Genomic DNA, 12,673 nt, shown 5'->3' with positions numbered 1-12,673 from the left:
ACGGATAGGGGAGGGTATCGGTTCAGGTCGCCTCGCGGGTCAGACGCTCTGGCCGACGCTGTCGAAAACCCGACAGTCGAAGAAGTCCTCTCCCTCGGACAGCAGGTACGCCTGGGCCTCACCCACGTGGAAGTACATTCCGTGCAGCTCCAGCGTTCCCTCGGCGAGCCGCCGGGCCACCGATTCGTGGGCCCGCAGGTGCTCCAGTTGCTGCACCACGTTGGTCAGGCACAGCTGCTCCACGGCGTCGGCGGGCAGCCGCCCGGCGATCCGGGCCCAGGCGTGGTGGCGGCTGGCCATCCGCTCCAGGCTGGGCAGGCCGTGCCGCAGCCAGCGGCGCAGTGGGGTCATCGGAGCACCCGGGTGGGAGTTCAGCAGCGCCTGCATGGCGCCGCAGCCCGAATGCCCGCAGACCGTGATGCTGTCCACCTTCAGGACGTCCACCGCGTACTCGATGGCCGCCGCGACCGAATCGTCGGTGGCCTCGGCGCCGGGGAGCGGTACGAGGTTCCCGACGTTGCGGACGGTGAAGAGGTCGCCGGGGCCACTGGCCGTGATCATGCTGGTCACCAGGCGGGAGTCCGCGCAGGTGAGAAAGAGCTGCGAGGGACGCTGGCCCTCCCGCGCGAGGCGGGCCAGCTCGTCGCGTACGCGCGGGGCGGTGTCCCGCTGGAAGACGCTGATGCCGCTGGCCAGTCGCCCCGCGCCGCGCCCCCGCCGGGTGGACGCCGCGGCGCCGCCCTCGACGGCCGCGCCGGGGATCGCCGGCGGGCGGCGCCGCCCGCCTCACCGTCTTCGGCGTCACCGCTCTCGCCGGTCTCGCCCGCCTCGGAGCGGCTGCCGGAAAGGCCCGAGGCGTTGAGCGCGCGGTGGTCGCAGTGGTTCTGCCAGGGGGTCCAGGGGCGGCAGCAGACGTGCGCCCCACGACCGCCCTCGCCACGGTGCCCGCCCGTCGCCGAGCGCGTGCCCGTGCCCGTGCCCGATGTGGCCGTCCCCGTCGTCCCGGCCCCGCCCGCCGCGCCTTCGGCCGCTCCGCCGTCCGGGCCGGCGTCGGGGTCGGAGAACCCGGAGCCGCTGAGCGTCGTCGCGGTGCCGGAGCGGCCGGTGAACGCCACCGAGCCGCCGTGCGCCCGATGGGACTCCTGCCAGTCGTGCAGGGTCTCGTAGGCGGCGTGGTCCATGAAGGAGCCGTCCAGCTCGATCACCACGTGCCCGGTGTGCGGGATCTGGTTCAGGACCCGGCTCAGCCGGGGGACGGCGAGGAAGGTCAACTGCCCGCGGGCCCGCACCTGATGGACGCCGCCCAGCTCCTCCAGGGTGATCCGGGTACGGGCCAGCCGGTGCAGGGCCACCGCCACGGCCACCGCGATGCCGATCGCCACGCCCTCCAGGACGCCGCCGAGCACCACGGCCACGATGGTCGTCACGTAGACGAGGATCTCGCGGTGCCGGGTGACCGTACGCATGTGCGTGATGCTGACCATCTGGATCCCGACGGCCATCACCAGCGCGGCCAGGGCGGCGAGGGGGATCAGGTCCAGTAGCGGGACGAGCAGACCGGCCGCGAGCACGATCCAGAACCCGTGCATCATGGTCGATTTGCGACTGGCCGCACCCGACTTCACGTTGGCCACGCTCCGGACGGCCACACCGGTCACGGGCAGCCCGCCCAGCAGGCCGGAGGTGATGTTCGCAGCGCCCTGTCCGCGCAGCTCGCGGTCGAGGTCGGCGCGGGGCGGACGCCGGTCCGTCGGGCGCTCGGAGGCGATCAGCTTGTCGGTGGCGACCGAGGACAGCAGGGACTCCACACTGCCCACCAGCGTGATGGTCAGGACGGCTGCGATCAGGCCGAGCACCGGCCCCTCGGGCAGTTCGGGCAGGGCGTGGTTGCGCCAGGACGGCAGGTCCACCCGGGGCAGGTGCAGCCCCGCCAGGGCCGCGAACGCGGTGGCGCCCGCCACGGCGGCCAGCGCGGCCGGCACCTTGCGCAGGGCCTGGCCGACCCGACCGGGCACCCGGGACCAGCCCAGCAGTACGCACAACGTCAGCGCGCTGACCCCGAGGGCGACCGGATGCGGATCGGCCAACTGTGCGGGCAGTCCCCGGACGTTGGCCACGGCGGAGCTCTGCGGGGTACCGCCCAGCACGATGTGCAGCTGGGCCAGCGCGATGGTCACGCCGATGCCCGCGAGCATGCCGTGCACGATGGCCGGACTCACCATGAGCGCCGACCGGGCCGTACGCAGGAAGGCCAGCCCGAGCTGGCAGCAGCCGGCCAGCACGGTGATGGCGCAGGTGGTGCGCCAGCCGAAGTGCTGGATCAACTCGGCGGTCACCACGGTCAGTCCGGCGGCGGGCCCGCTCACCTGGAGGGGCGCGCCACCGAACCGGCCGGCGACGATGCCGCCCACGGCGGCGGCCACCAGCCCGGCCTGGAGGGGGGCTCCGGTGGCCAGGGCGATGCCGAGGGAAAGCGGCAGGGCGATCAGGAAGACGGCGATGGACGCGGAGAGGTCCGCGTGGAAGTCCCTGCGCCGCGCCGCGCCGCCGTTGCCGCCGGCGTCAGTGCCGTTGTCGCTGCCCTTGTCGCTGCCGTCGTTGCTGCCGTTGGTGCTGCCGTTGTTGCTGTCATCGGCGATGGAGGGGGATGTGGCTGTCATGGGTTCCCGTCTCCTCTGGGAAGGGATGAAGCGGCGGGAGTCAACACTCAGTAAATGGATGGTAATGGAGAGTAAAGATCGGCGAGGGGCAATACGGGCAATTGGGTCACGAAATCCCCCTCAAGGGTGATTAGGTATTTTTTCTGGCTTGTCACACCTTCCTATCGGCACACCGCGTGGGACGTTGCGTCCCGGAAGTCCCGCCAAGGAACGCGAGGGAGAGGTGTGCGGATGATCGCCGCCACGAAGAAGATCGCCGGCGGCCTGGTCGCCACGGCCCTGGCGCTCGGGGTCGCCGGGTGCAGCGCCTCGGAGTCCGACAGACCGACGGCGAGGAAGGGCGTCGCCGCCCCCGAGGCCCCCGGCAGCGTCAACAGGCCCATCGGTGACGGCTCGACCGCGTACACCGGACCCCAGCCCAACGTGGTGAAGCCGAGGAAACTGGCGCCCGGCGAGAAGCCACCGCAGTTCGTGGTGTTCTCCTGGGACGGGGCCGGCGAGGACAGCCAGAAGCTCTTCTCGCACTTCCGTGAGGTCGGCAAGAAGCACAACGCCCGGATGACCTACTTCCTCAGTGGCGTCTACATGCTTCCGGAGGAGAAGCGTTCCCTCTACACCGCCCCGCAGCACTCCCCGGGCCGTTCCGACATCGGCTTCGGCGACCTCCAGGGCATCAAGGACACCGCCACGCAGGTCCGTGCCGCCTGGCTGGAGGGCAACGAGATCGGCACCCACTTCAACGGCCACTTCTGCGGCCCCGACGGCGGCGTCGGGACCTGGTCCGTGGAGGAGTGGAAGAGCGAGATCAACCAGGCCAAGTCCTTCGTCAAGAACTGGAAGACCAACACGCCGGACCTCAAGGGGATGGACGCCCTCCCCTTCGACTACGACAAGGAACTCATCGGCGCCCGCACCCCCTGCCTCGAAGGGCAGAAGAACTTCATGCTCGCGGCGAAGGACATGGGCTTCCGCTACGACTCCAGCGGCATCAGCAAGCAGATCTGGCCCAAGAAGACGGACGGCCTCTGGGACATCCCGCTCCAGCTGGTCCCCCTGCCCGGCCGCGCCTTCGAGACGCTGAGCATGGACTACAACTACCTGATCAACCAGTCCGGGACCACCACCCAGGGCGACCCCTCGCAGCACGAGTACTGGGGCGACCAGATGCGCGACGGGCTGCGCCAGGCCTTCGACCGCGCCTACCAGGGCAACCGGGCGCCGCTGATCATCGGCAACCACTTCGAGTCCTGGAACGGCGGCACCTACATGCGTGCCGTCGAGGAATCCATCGCGACCATGTGCACCAAGCCGGAGGTCCGCTGCGTGCCGTTCCGCGAGCTGGTCGACTGGCTGGACGCCCAGGACCCCAAGGTCCTGGAGTGGATGCGCACCCTCGACGTCGGCCAGGCGCCGAAGGACGGCTGGAGGAAGTTCCTCACGGCGGGGCCGCCGCCGGCGCCGGCCGCCCCGTCGGGTGAGGCCGAGGTCAAGCCGGCTGAGGAGTCGGAGAGCGACGAGGGCTGATCAGCGCCTCGTCGAGGACGAAGCCGGGGTCGACCTGCGCCGCCAGGTCGACCCCGGTCTTGGCGTTGCCCCAGCTCTCGGCGTTGCGCAGGTGGAAGTGGACCATCTGCTCGGTGTACTTGGCCCAGTCCCGGTCGGCGTAGGAGTCCTCCGCCGCGTCCTGGAGTGCCTGGAGCGCGAGCCGGTTGGTCGCCTCCAGCAGCTCGAAGGCGGCGGGTCGGCCCTTCTCCATGGCCCGCACCCAGTCCGAGTGGCCGAAGGTGACCAACAGGTCCTCGCCGACCTCGTCCTGGAGGAACTCGATGTCCTCCGGGCCCTGCACCTTGTTGCCGACCACCTTGAGCGCGACCCCGAAGTCCCGGGCGTACTCCTTGTACTGCCGGTAGACGGACACGCCCTTGCGGGTCGGCTCGGCCACCAGGAAGGTCATGTCGAAGCGGGTGAACATGCCCGAGGCGAAGGAGTCGGAACCGGCCGTCATGTCGACGACGACGTACTCGTCGGGCCCGTCGACCAGGTGGTTCAGGCACAACTCCACCGCGCCGACCTTCGAGTGGTAGCAGGCCACGCCGAGGTCGGCCTCGGTGAAGGGTCCGGTCACCATGAGGCGTACGGGCTCCCCGTCCAGGTACAGCGTGCGCGCGCACGCCTCGTAGACCGGGTTGTCCTCGGTGACCCGCAGCAGGCGCGAACCGGTGCCGGGCGGAGTGGTCTTGATCATGCTGTCGCCGGACTCGATGCGCGGATTCGACCCGCGCAGGTACTCCTTGATCAGCGGCAGGTGCGCACCCAGGGCGGGCAGCGCGGCGGCCTCGTCCTCACCGAGCCCGAGGGCGGCGCCGAGGTGCTGGTTGATGTCGGCGTCCACCGCGACGACGGGGGCTTCATTGGCGGCGAGGTGGCGGATGAACAGGGAGGACAGCGTGGTCTTCCCGCTGCCGCCCTTTCCCACGAAAGCGATCTTCATATTCACCAAGGGTAGTGGAGTGGCGACAGGGAGTGGCCAAGCTGAGTGAAGAAGACCACTCCAAGGAGGGGTCGGTGCTATGGGGGCGCAGTGATTAGGCTCCTTACTTATGAGTAGCGCTTCTGACCCGCTGGCGCCCCTGGGCGCCCTCCCGGGTGTCGCCGAGTCCGTGGATTCCGTACGCAAGGCAGTGGACCGGGTCTACGGGCACCGCGTGATGCGCCGGCGCAGCGGGGAGATCGCCTCGGAGGCCGCCCTGCGCGGCGCCCGCGGGAGCGCGGCCCTCTCGGGGGCCGACTGGGCGCTGGAGGAGGTGCGCCGCCGGACCGACTTCGGCGCGGAGGCCGAGGCGCGCACGGTGGGTGCGGCGCTGCGCCTGACGGCGGAGGCCGGGCAGTTGCTGAGCATCTGGCGGCAGTCGCCGCTGCGGGTCCTCGCGCGCCTGCACCTCGTGGCGTGCGGTTCGACGGAGGCCGGGGACGTGGTGGGTCGGCCGCGCCTGGCGGGCGAGCCGGTGGACGAGCCCTTGGTGGGGCTGCCCCTGCCGAGCGCGGAGGAGGTCGCGGGCCGGCTCGACGGTCTGTCGCGGCTGATCATCGCGGGCGGGTCCGCCCCGGCCCTGGTCACGGGAGCCGTGGTGCACGGCGAACTGCTGGCGCTGCGGCCCTTCGGTTCGTACAACGGCCTGGTCGCGCGGGCGGCGGAGCGGATCGTGCTGATCAACAGCGGTCTCGACCCCAAGGCGATCTGCCCGGCGGAGGTGGGTCACGCGGAGCAGGGGGCGCAGGCCTACCTGGAGGCCTTCGAGGGCTACGTCTCCGGGACCCCGGAGGGGATGGCCGCGTGGATCGCGCACTGCGGTCGGGCGGTCGAGCTCGGGGTGCGGGAGTCGACGGCGGTCTGCGAGGCGCTCCAGCGCGGCGCGGCGTAGGCGGCGTAGGGGCCCGAAGGGCCCGGACACGGGTTGCGGCGACACCGTACTGCTGTGGTGTCGCCGCTGGCATTCACGCCCAGTTACCAAGCGTCCTCGATAGTTGCCCATCAGGTCGGGAGCTTTGCCCGGTTACCTGGTGCGGCTGGCCCGTAATCGACGGGTCGACGTCGCGTGGGTGCTCGGCGTTCCTGCTTCGGTCCGTGGGCCTTACTGCGTTTTAAAGATGATCCTCTCGGATGTTCTTTGGTCTCGCGGGCCGTTGACTCCTTTGTACTCCGGTTCGCGGTGGAGCGAAACCCCTGGCCGAAGTTCTTTACTTTCCGGGAGGAATCGGGGCGATCCAGGCACCCGTATCGGCCCACGTCGGGGCAGCCATTCGGGCGCTCGGCGGTCAGGTCGAGGCGACGGTGACGCCGCCCCGACGGCGGCTCGCGTACCAGACCAACCCCGCGGTGGCCGCGGCCGCGCCGACCGCCACCGCGGCGACCAGCGCCGGGCGCGCGGGCATGGACAACCCGGGCAGGCGCTGCTTCAGGCGCACCGGCTTGTCGAACACCAGCACCGGCCACTCCCGGGCGACCGCCTCCCGCCGCAGTGCCCGGTCGGGGTTGACCGCGTGCGGGTGCCCGACCGCTTCCAGCATCGGCACGTCGGTGATCGAGTCGCTGTACGCGTAGCACCGCGCGAGGTCGTACCCCTCGGACTCCGCGAGCTCCCGTACGGCTTCCGCCTTCGTGGGCCCGTAGGCGTAGTACTCGATCTCGCCGGTGAAGCAGCCGTCCTCGCCGACCACCATGCGCGTGGCGACGACCCGGTCCGCGCCGAGCATCTCGCCGATGGGCTCGACCACTTCGGCGCCGGAGGTCGACACGATGACCACGTCACGCCCGGCGGTGTGGTGGGCCTCGATGAGGGACGCGGCCTCGTCGTAGATGATCGGGTCGATCAGGTCGTGCAGGGCCTCGGCCACGATCTCCCGGACCTGTTGCACGTTCCACCCCTTGCAGAGGGCGGACAGGTATTCGCGCATCCGCTCCATCTGGTCGTGGTCGGCGCCGCCGGCCAGGAAGATGAACTGCGTGTACGCGGTGCGCAGCACGGCCCGCCGGTTGATCAGCCCCCCCTGGTAGAAGGACTTGCTGAACGTCAGAGTGCTGGACTTCGCAATGACCGTCTTGTCCAGGTCGAAGAAGGCGGCGGTCCGAGGCAAGGAGTGCGGCAAGGGCTGATTTTCCACGACCCGAGCATATGCGCCCACCATTCGGCGTAAGGTGTGGCGCGTGGGTTTGCCTGAGAAGCCTCTCGGGTACACCATGGAAGTCACGGATCGTTCGCGACCGTGCTAACCCGGTCTGGCTCCTCCCCCCCCGAGTCGGACCGTGGGGACGACCCCCGCTCTCCCCCCCGGCGGGGGTCGTCGCATGTCCGGACGCGGTTCGCCTCCCTTGCTGCCGGCCTTCAGTGACCATCCCTGCGGCCCTCCTCTCGCTTTCGGCCTCCGTGCGTTGGCCCTCACCCCCTCCAACTCGTGACGCTGAGTAGTGGTTCCGGCGCGCTCCGGAACTCACCTGATGGGGTGGCGAAGTTATTCACAACCGCCTTCTTGTCCACAGATTTCGAGCAAGATCCACTTCTTTTTCCGCACTGGTCCACGGTGATTCCAGCCGCGAAGTCCGTGGCTTGTGGATTTGCTGTGAGAAGGGGGCGGAGATCGTGGCTGGATCGAAGTCGTGTGAAGCGTCGGGGCTCGTGGTGGAGGGTGCCGGCGGGGTGGCGGGCCGTGCGGGCGGGGCGGTTGCCGCCGGCGGACGGCCGTTGATCATCACCGAGGACCCGGTGCTGCTCGACGATCTGCTGCGGCTGTGCGCCGCCGCGGGCGCCGAGCCGCATGTGCACCACGCGGTGCCCGAGCAAAGCGGAGCCGGTGGTGAGCGTGGTGGCGGAGGCTACGGAGGTGGCGCCGGAGTGGGGGCGGGAGTCGGGGCGGGAGTCGGCGCCGGCGGGGATCCGCCGGGTTTCGGCGGGGCGGACGGCAGGGCGGTCGGCGTGGTGGACGGCGGCGTCGGCTGGGAGAGCGCCCCACTCGTCCTGGTCGGGGACGACGCCGCCCGTCGGGTGAGCGGAGCGCCGCGCCGGGACGGGGTGTTCCTCGTCGGTCGGGACCTCGACGACCCCGGGGTCTGGCAGCGGGCCGTGGAAATCGGTGCCGAGGAGGTGCTGCGCCTGCCCGACGCCGAAGGCCGGCTCGTCGACCGCATCGCCGACGTGGTGGAGGGTGCCGGACGCCCCGCCCTGTCGGTCGGCGTGATCGGCGGCAGCGGCGGCTCCGGGGCCTCCACCCTCGCCTGTGCCCTCGCCCTGCGCGCCGCCCGCGCCGGACAGCGCACGATCCTCATCGACGGCGACCCCCTGGGCGGCGGGATGGACGTACTGCTCGGCGGTGAGAGCGCCGAGGGGCTGCGCTGGCCCGACTTCGCCGCCTCGCGCGGTCGGGTCGGAGCCGGGGCGCTGGAGGAGTCGCTGCCCGAGCTGCACGCGCTGCGCGTCCTGAGTTGGGACCGGGGGGACCGGGTGGTGGTGCCGCCCGCCGCGATGCGGTCGGTCGTGGCCGCCGCCCGCAGGCGGGGCGGAGTGGTGGTGGTCGACCTGCCCCGCCGGGTCGACGAGGCCGTCGCGGAGGTGTTGGCCCAGCTGGACCTCGTCCTGATGGTGGTGCCGGGCGAGCTGAGGTCGGTGGCCGCCGCCGGCCGGGTCGCCGCCGGGGTGCGGATGGTGGCCCGCGATGTCCGTGTCGTCGTACGGGGCCGCTGCCGCGACGGGCTCGACGCGGAGGCGGTGGCGCGGCTGCTCGGGGCTCCGCTGGCCGGGGAACTCCCGATGGAGGTGGGGCTCCCGGGGCGGGTGGCCGAGGGGGAACCACCGGGTGCGCGGGGCACGCTGGCCCGCTTCTGCGACGGCTTCTGGCGGCGGGCCCTCGGGCCCGCCCAGGGGGTGCCGGCATGAGCACGGTGCTGCTGGACGCGGTACGCCAGCGCCTCGCCGAAAGCGGAGCGGAACCGACGCCGGCCCGGGTCGCCGCCGCCCTGCGGGCACAGGGCCGACTCCTCGGTGACGCGGAAGTCCTCGGAGTGGCCGCCCAACTGCGGTCCGAACTGGTCGGCGCGGGCCCGCTGGAGCCACTGCTCGCCGACCCCGAGGTCACCGACGTCCTCGTGGCCGCCCCCGACCGGGTGTGGGTGGACCGGGGCGGCGGACTGGAGCCGACCACGGTGACCTTCGCCGACGCCGAGGCCGTGCGCAGGCTGGCCCAGCGGCTGGCCGCCGTCGCCGGGCGCCGCCTGGACGACGCCCGGCCCTGGGTGGACGCCCGCATGCCCGACGGCACGCGGTTGCACGCGGTGCTGCCACCCGTCGCCGTCGGATCGGCATGCCTGTCGCTGCGGGTGGTGCGGCCCAAGGCCTTCACCCTGGACGAGCTGGTCGCCGCCGGCACCCTGCCACCCGGCGGGCAACGGCTGCTGCGGGCGCTGGTCGAGGCCCGACTCTCCTTCCTCGTCTCGGGGGGCACGGGGACGGGCAAGACCACCCTCCTCAGCGCGCTGTTGGGGCTGGTCGGACCCCGCGAACGCATCGTGCTGGCCGAGGACTCGGCGGAGCTGCGCCCCGACCATCCACACGTGGTGCGGTTGGAAACCCGCCCCGCGAACCAGGAGGGCGCCGGCCTCGTGACCCTGGCGGACCTGGTGCGACAGGCCCTGCGGATGCGCCCGGACCGACTGGTGGTCGGCGAGGTGCGCGGTCCGGAAGTCGCCGACCTGCTCGCGGCGTTGAACACCGGCCACGAAGGGGGCTGCGGCACCGTTCACGCCAATGCCGCCGCGCACGTACCCGCTCGACTGGAGGCGCTCGGGACCACCGCCGGACTCGATCGGGCGGCCCTGCACAGCCAGTTGGCGGCCGCGCTGAGCCTGGTGGTGCACCTGGTCCGGGACCGTACCGGGCGGCGCCGGGTGGCCGAGGTGCACGTACTGGAGCGGGATCCGGCCGGGCTGGTGGTGACCGTGCCCGCGCTGCGCTGGGGAGCGCGGGGCTTCGTACGCGAGCAGGGCTGGGCCCGGCTCGGACCGCTGCTGGGAGGTGCGCGGTGAGCGCCGGGCCGCTCGGATCGGTGCCGGTGTTCGCCGGGGTGCTGTGCGCCGGGGCGGCCGCCTGGGTGCTGGCCGGGCCGGAGGGCTCCTCGCGCCGGGTCCGGCTGGTCCTCGCGGGAGCGGGGCCCCTGGTGACGGCCGGGCCGGCGCGCGGGCGGCGGCTCGTGGCGTGGCTGCGGGTCGGGGTCGCGCGGTGGCCGGAGTGGGCCGCTCGCCGCCGGGCTCGTGGTCGCCGTGGCCGGCGGCTCCGTGATCCCGCTCCTCCTGGGAGCCGGGGCGGTACCGCTGGTGCGCGGTTGGCTGCGGCCCGGCAGCGCGAGCGGAGCGCGCCGGTCGGGCCGCCGCGGTGGTGGCGCTGTGCGGGGCCGTGGTGGGCGAGCTGCGGGCAGGGGCGCAGCCCGGCCGGGCCCTGACGGTGGCGGTGCGCCGTACGGCCACCGGGTCCGAGGGGTTGGGGCCCGCGGAGGCGGGAGTTCTGGCCGCCGCGGCCTTCGGCGGGGAGGTGGCCGAGGCGCTGCGGCAGGCGGCCCGGGAACCCGGGGCGGAAGGACTGGCCGCGATGGCCGCCTGCTGGCGGGTCTCGGTGGACGGGGGCGCGGGGCTGGCCGCCGGACTGGACCGGCTGGAAGCAGCGTTGCGGGCCGAGCGCGACCAGCAGGAGTCGCTACGGGCCCAGCTGGCGGGAGCCCGCTCCACGACGCTGGTCCTCGCCTTGCTGCCGCTGGTGGGGCTGCTGATCGGTACCGGACTCGGGGCCGACCCCCTGCGCGTGCTGCTGCACACGCCGGTGGGGTGGGGCTGCCTGCTGGCGGGCGCGGTACTGGAGGCGCTCGGGCTGCTGTGGTGCCGGCGGATCGTCCGGACGGGGGAGCGGTGATGGGCGCGGCGGCGATCCACAGGCTGGGGACGGCGCTGTGCCTCGCGGTGGCGGCCTGGGCCCTGGGGTCGGTGGTGGTGGCGTGGCTGGGGCGGCGGGCGGTGCGGCGCAGGCTCCTGGGCCTGTTCCGGGCGGAGCCGGCCCCGAAGCGGACCGCCGTGGGGCTGCGGCGGCGGGCGGTGCTCCGGGTGTGGGCGGCGCCCGTGGGGGCGCTGGTGGCGGCCTGGGCGCTGATCGGCGGGGTGTCCGGGTTCCTGACCGGGTGCGGCGTGGCGTACGCGGTACGACGCCTCGTCGCCCGTGCGCGGCCGGCCGGCGGGGTCGATGTCCGCCGCGCCGAGCGGCAGTTGCCCTTCGCCGTCGACCTGCTCGCCGCCTGCCTGGCGGCCGGGGCGGGGCCGGTGGAGGCGGCCGAGGTGGTGGGGGAGTCCCTGGGCGGCCCGGTGGGGGAACGGCTCGCGCTGGCCGGCGCCGAGCTGCGGCTCGGGAGCGAACCGGGGGTCGCGTGGGGGAGGTTGGCGGAGATACCGGGCGCTCGGGCGCTGGCGGAGTGCCTGGAGCGGGCCGCGCGGAGCGGGGCCCCGGCCGCGGAGCCGGTCTCCCGCCTGGCGGCGGCCCTCCGGGCGGACCGCTCCCGCCAGGCGGCGGTGCGGGCGCAGCGGGCGGCGGTCCTCGTGACCGCCCCGGTCGGGCTCTGCTTCCTCCCCGCGTTCCTCGCGGTGGGAGTGGCTCCGGTGGTGATCGGAATGGCCTCCGGCCTGTTGGCGGGCAACTGACGGGCCGTGAAAAAGCGCGGTAAGGGGGTGCGGTAAGGGGGTGCAAAGGGCCGGAAGGGGGTCGGAGGGGGCACGAAAAGGCTGACGAAGATCCACTGAGACTTGCCGGAAGATCCGGCAGGACCACAAACCGACATCACATCAAGAACGTAATCCCACAGGAGGTTGTCATGAGGATCATCTGGTTTCGCGTGCGGACGCGGCTGGGCGGTCGGTCGGCGGACGCGGGAATGTCGACTTCGGAATACGCCATGGGCACGATCGCCGCGTGTGCATTCGCCGCCGTTCTGTACAAGGTGGTGACGAGTGACGTGGTCTCGACGGCACTTCAGTCGACCATCGGGAAGGCGCTCGATGTGCCCTTCTGAGCGAAAGCCGCCGGGAGCGGGGGACCGCGGATATGTGACGGCTGAGGCGGCTGTGGTCATTCCGGCACTGGTGCTTTTCGCGGCGCTGCTGGTGTGGGGGTTGATGGCCGCCGCCGCGCAGATCCGGTGCGTGGACGCGGCGCGGGCCGGAGCGCGGGCCGTGGCCCGGTCGGAACCGGTGGAGGCGGCGGCGCGGGTCGCCGGGTCGGCCGCCCCGCCGGGGGCGGAGGTGGAGGTGGAGCGGACGGGGACCTGTGGGTCGTGCGGGTGTCCGCGCCGGCGCCGGGGCCGCGCGGGCTGCCGGTCCGGCTCGGGGCGCGGGCGGCGGCCCTGGCGGAGGACAGCGTGGGAGCGCCGCCGTGAGCCGGGACCGCCTGAGCCGGGACCGGGGCTCGGCGACGGTGTGGGCCACGGTGATG

The 12,673-nt window shown here is 72.9% G+C and carries 11 protein-coding genes and 1 pseudogene; 8 read left to right on the top strand and 4 right to left on the bottom strand.

Annotation, left to right across the window (positions count from 1 at the left end; all coding sequences use genetic code 11):
- Window positions 1-39 precede the first annotated feature (39 nt).
- A complete protein-coding gene (locus tag M4D82_RS34600) occupies window positions 40-561 on the bottom strand; it encodes a carbonic anhydrase (protein ID WP_249771838.1) in 522 nt (173 codons plus the stop codon).
- 5 nt (window positions 562-566) lie between these two features.
- Window positions 567-2,660: a SulP family inorganic anion transporter gene (locus M4D82_RS15460; RefSeq protein WP_249766606.1), complete on the bottom strand. Its 2,094-nt coding sequence runs from the start codon at window positions 2,658-2,660 to the stop codon at window positions 567-569.
- 231 nt (window positions 2,661-2,891) lie between these two features.
- Between M4D82_RS15460 and M4D82_RS15455 the strand changes: the two genes are divergently transcribed.
- Window positions 2,892-4,184, top strand: coding sequence for a polysaccharide deacetylase family protein (locus M4D82_RS15455; protein WP_249766605.1), 1,293 nt, complete (start codon window positions 2,892-2,894; stop codon window positions 4,182-4,184).
- On the opposite strand, the gene M4D82_RS15450 is transcribed toward M4D82_RS15455, so the two are convergent.
- Window positions 4,147-5,151 carry an ATP-binding protein gene (locus tag M4D82_RS15450; protein WP_249766604.1) on the bottom strand — a complete coding sequence of 335 codons (1,005 nt, stop codon included), beginning with the start codon at window positions 5,149-5,151 and terminating at the stop codon, window positions 4,147-4,149. The two genes, M4D82_RS15455 and M4D82_RS15450, sit on opposite strands and share 38 nt — an antisense overlap.
- A gap of 109 nt (window positions 5,152-5,260) precedes the next feature.
- Here M4D82_RS15450 and M4D82_RS15445 point away from each other — a divergent pair, with 109 nt between their 5' ends.
- The gene (locus M4D82_RS15445) at window positions 5,261-6,082 is read left to right on the top strand and encodes a Fic family protein (protein WP_249766603.1); all 822 of its coding nucleotides are present in this window, start codon (window positions 5,261-5,263) and stop codon (window positions 6,080-6,082) included.
- A gap of 394 nt (window positions 6,083-6,476) precedes the next feature.
- Here M4D82_RS15445 and M4D82_RS15440 read toward each other — a convergent pair whose 3' ends face one another.
- Window positions 6,477-7,346: an HAD family hydrolase gene (locus M4D82_RS15440; RefSeq protein ID WP_249766602.1), complete on the bottom strand. Its 870-nt coding sequence runs from the start codon at window positions 7,344-7,346 to the stop codon at window positions 6,477-6,479.
- Window positions 7,347-7,834: 488 nt separating this feature from the next.
- On the opposite strand from M4D82_RS15440, the gene ssd reads away from it, so the two are divergent.
- From ssd to M4D82_RS15410, 6 genes and pseudogenes are all read left to right on the top strand, one after another.
- Window positions 7,835-9,088 (top strand): septum site-determining protein Ssd, encoded by a 1,254-nt coding sequence (gene ssd, locus M4D82_RS15435; protein ID WP_502989070.1) that lies wholly within the window; start codon window positions 7,835-7,837, stop codon window positions 9,086-9,088.
- Window positions 9,085-10,233, top strand: a complete 1,149-nt coding sequence (locus M4D82_RS15430) for a TadA family conjugal transfer-associated ATPase (protein ID WP_249766601.1) — start codon at window positions 9,085-9,087, stop codon at window positions 10,231-10,233. Before ssd ends, M4D82_RS15430 begins: the two co-directional genes overlap by 4 nt.
- A gap of 349 nt (window positions 10,234-10,582) precedes the next feature.
- Window positions 10,583-11,110, top strand: coding sequence for a type II secretion system F family protein (locus M4D82_RS15425; RefSeq protein ID WP_249766600.1), 528 nt, complete (start codon window positions 10,583-10,585; stop codon window positions 11,108-11,110).
- Window positions 11,110-11,886: a type II secretion system F family protein gene (locus tag M4D82_RS15420; RefSeq protein ID WP_249766599.1), complete on the top strand. Its 777-nt coding sequence runs from the start codon at window positions 11,110-11,112 to the stop codon at window positions 11,884-11,886. Before M4D82_RS15425 ends, M4D82_RS15420 begins: the two co-directional genes overlap by 1 nt.
- Before the next feature lie 170 nt (window positions 11,887-12,056).
- Window positions 12,057-12,254, top strand: a complete 198-nt coding sequence (locus M4D82_RS15415; protein ID WP_249766598.1) for a DUF4244 domain-containing protein — start codon at window positions 12,057-12,059, stop codon at window positions 12,252-12,254.
- Window positions 12,241-12,617: pseudogene (locus M4D82_RS15410) on the top strand (TadE family type IV pilus minor pilin). Before M4D82_RS15415 ends, M4D82_RS15410 begins: the two are co-directional and overlap by 14 nt.
- Window positions 12,618-12,673 lie beyond the last annotated feature (56 nt).

It is taken from the genome of Streptomyces sp. RerS4 (assembly GCF_023515955.1).
Lineage (GTDB): Bacteria > Actinomycetota > Actinomycetes > Streptomycetales > Streptomycetaceae > Streptomyces.
This window is presented reverse-complemented; position numbering and strand designations above follow the sequence as displayed.

What these genes read in the sequence shown, in the direction of transcription:
- M4D82_RS34600 (WP_249771838.1), bottom strand. Translation starts at nt 561, where the DNA reads ATGATCACGGCCAGTGGCCCCGGCGACCTCTTCACCGTCCGCAACGTC.
- M4D82_RS15460 (WP_249766606.1), bottom strand. Translation starts at nt 2,660, where the DNA reads ATGACAGCCACATCCCCCTCCATCGCCGATGACAGCAACAACGGCAGC.
- M4D82_RS15455 (WP_249766605.1), top strand. Translation starts at nt 2,892, where the DNA reads ATGATCGCCGCCACGAAGAAGATCGCCGGCGGCCTGGTCGCCACGGCC.
- M4D82_RS15450 (WP_249766604.1), bottom strand. Translation starts at nt 5,151, where the DNA reads ATGAAGATCGCTTTCGTGGGAAAGGGCGGCAGCGGGAAGACCACGCTG.
- M4D82_RS15445 (WP_249766603.1), top strand. Translation starts at nt 5,261, where the DNA reads ATGAGTAGCGCTTCTGACCCGCTGGCGCCCCTGGGCGCCCTCCCGGGT.
- M4D82_RS15440 (WP_249766602.1), bottom strand. Translation starts at nt 7,346, where the DNA reads ATGGTGGGCGCATATGCTCGGGTCGTGGAAAATCAGCCCTTGCCGCAC.
- M4D82_RS15430 (WP_249766601.1), top strand. Translation starts at nt 9,085, where the DNA reads ATGAGCACGGTGCTGCTGGACGCGGTACGCCAGCGCCTCGCCGAAAGC.
- M4D82_RS15420 (WP_249766599.1), top strand. Translation starts at nt 11,110, where the DNA reads ATGGGCGCGGCGGCGATCCACAGGCTGGGGACGGCGCTGTGCCTCGCG.
- M4D82_RS15415 (WP_249766598.1), top strand. Translation starts at nt 12,057, where the DNA reads ATGAGGATCATCTGGTTTCGCGTGCGGACGCGGCTGGGCGGTCGGTCG.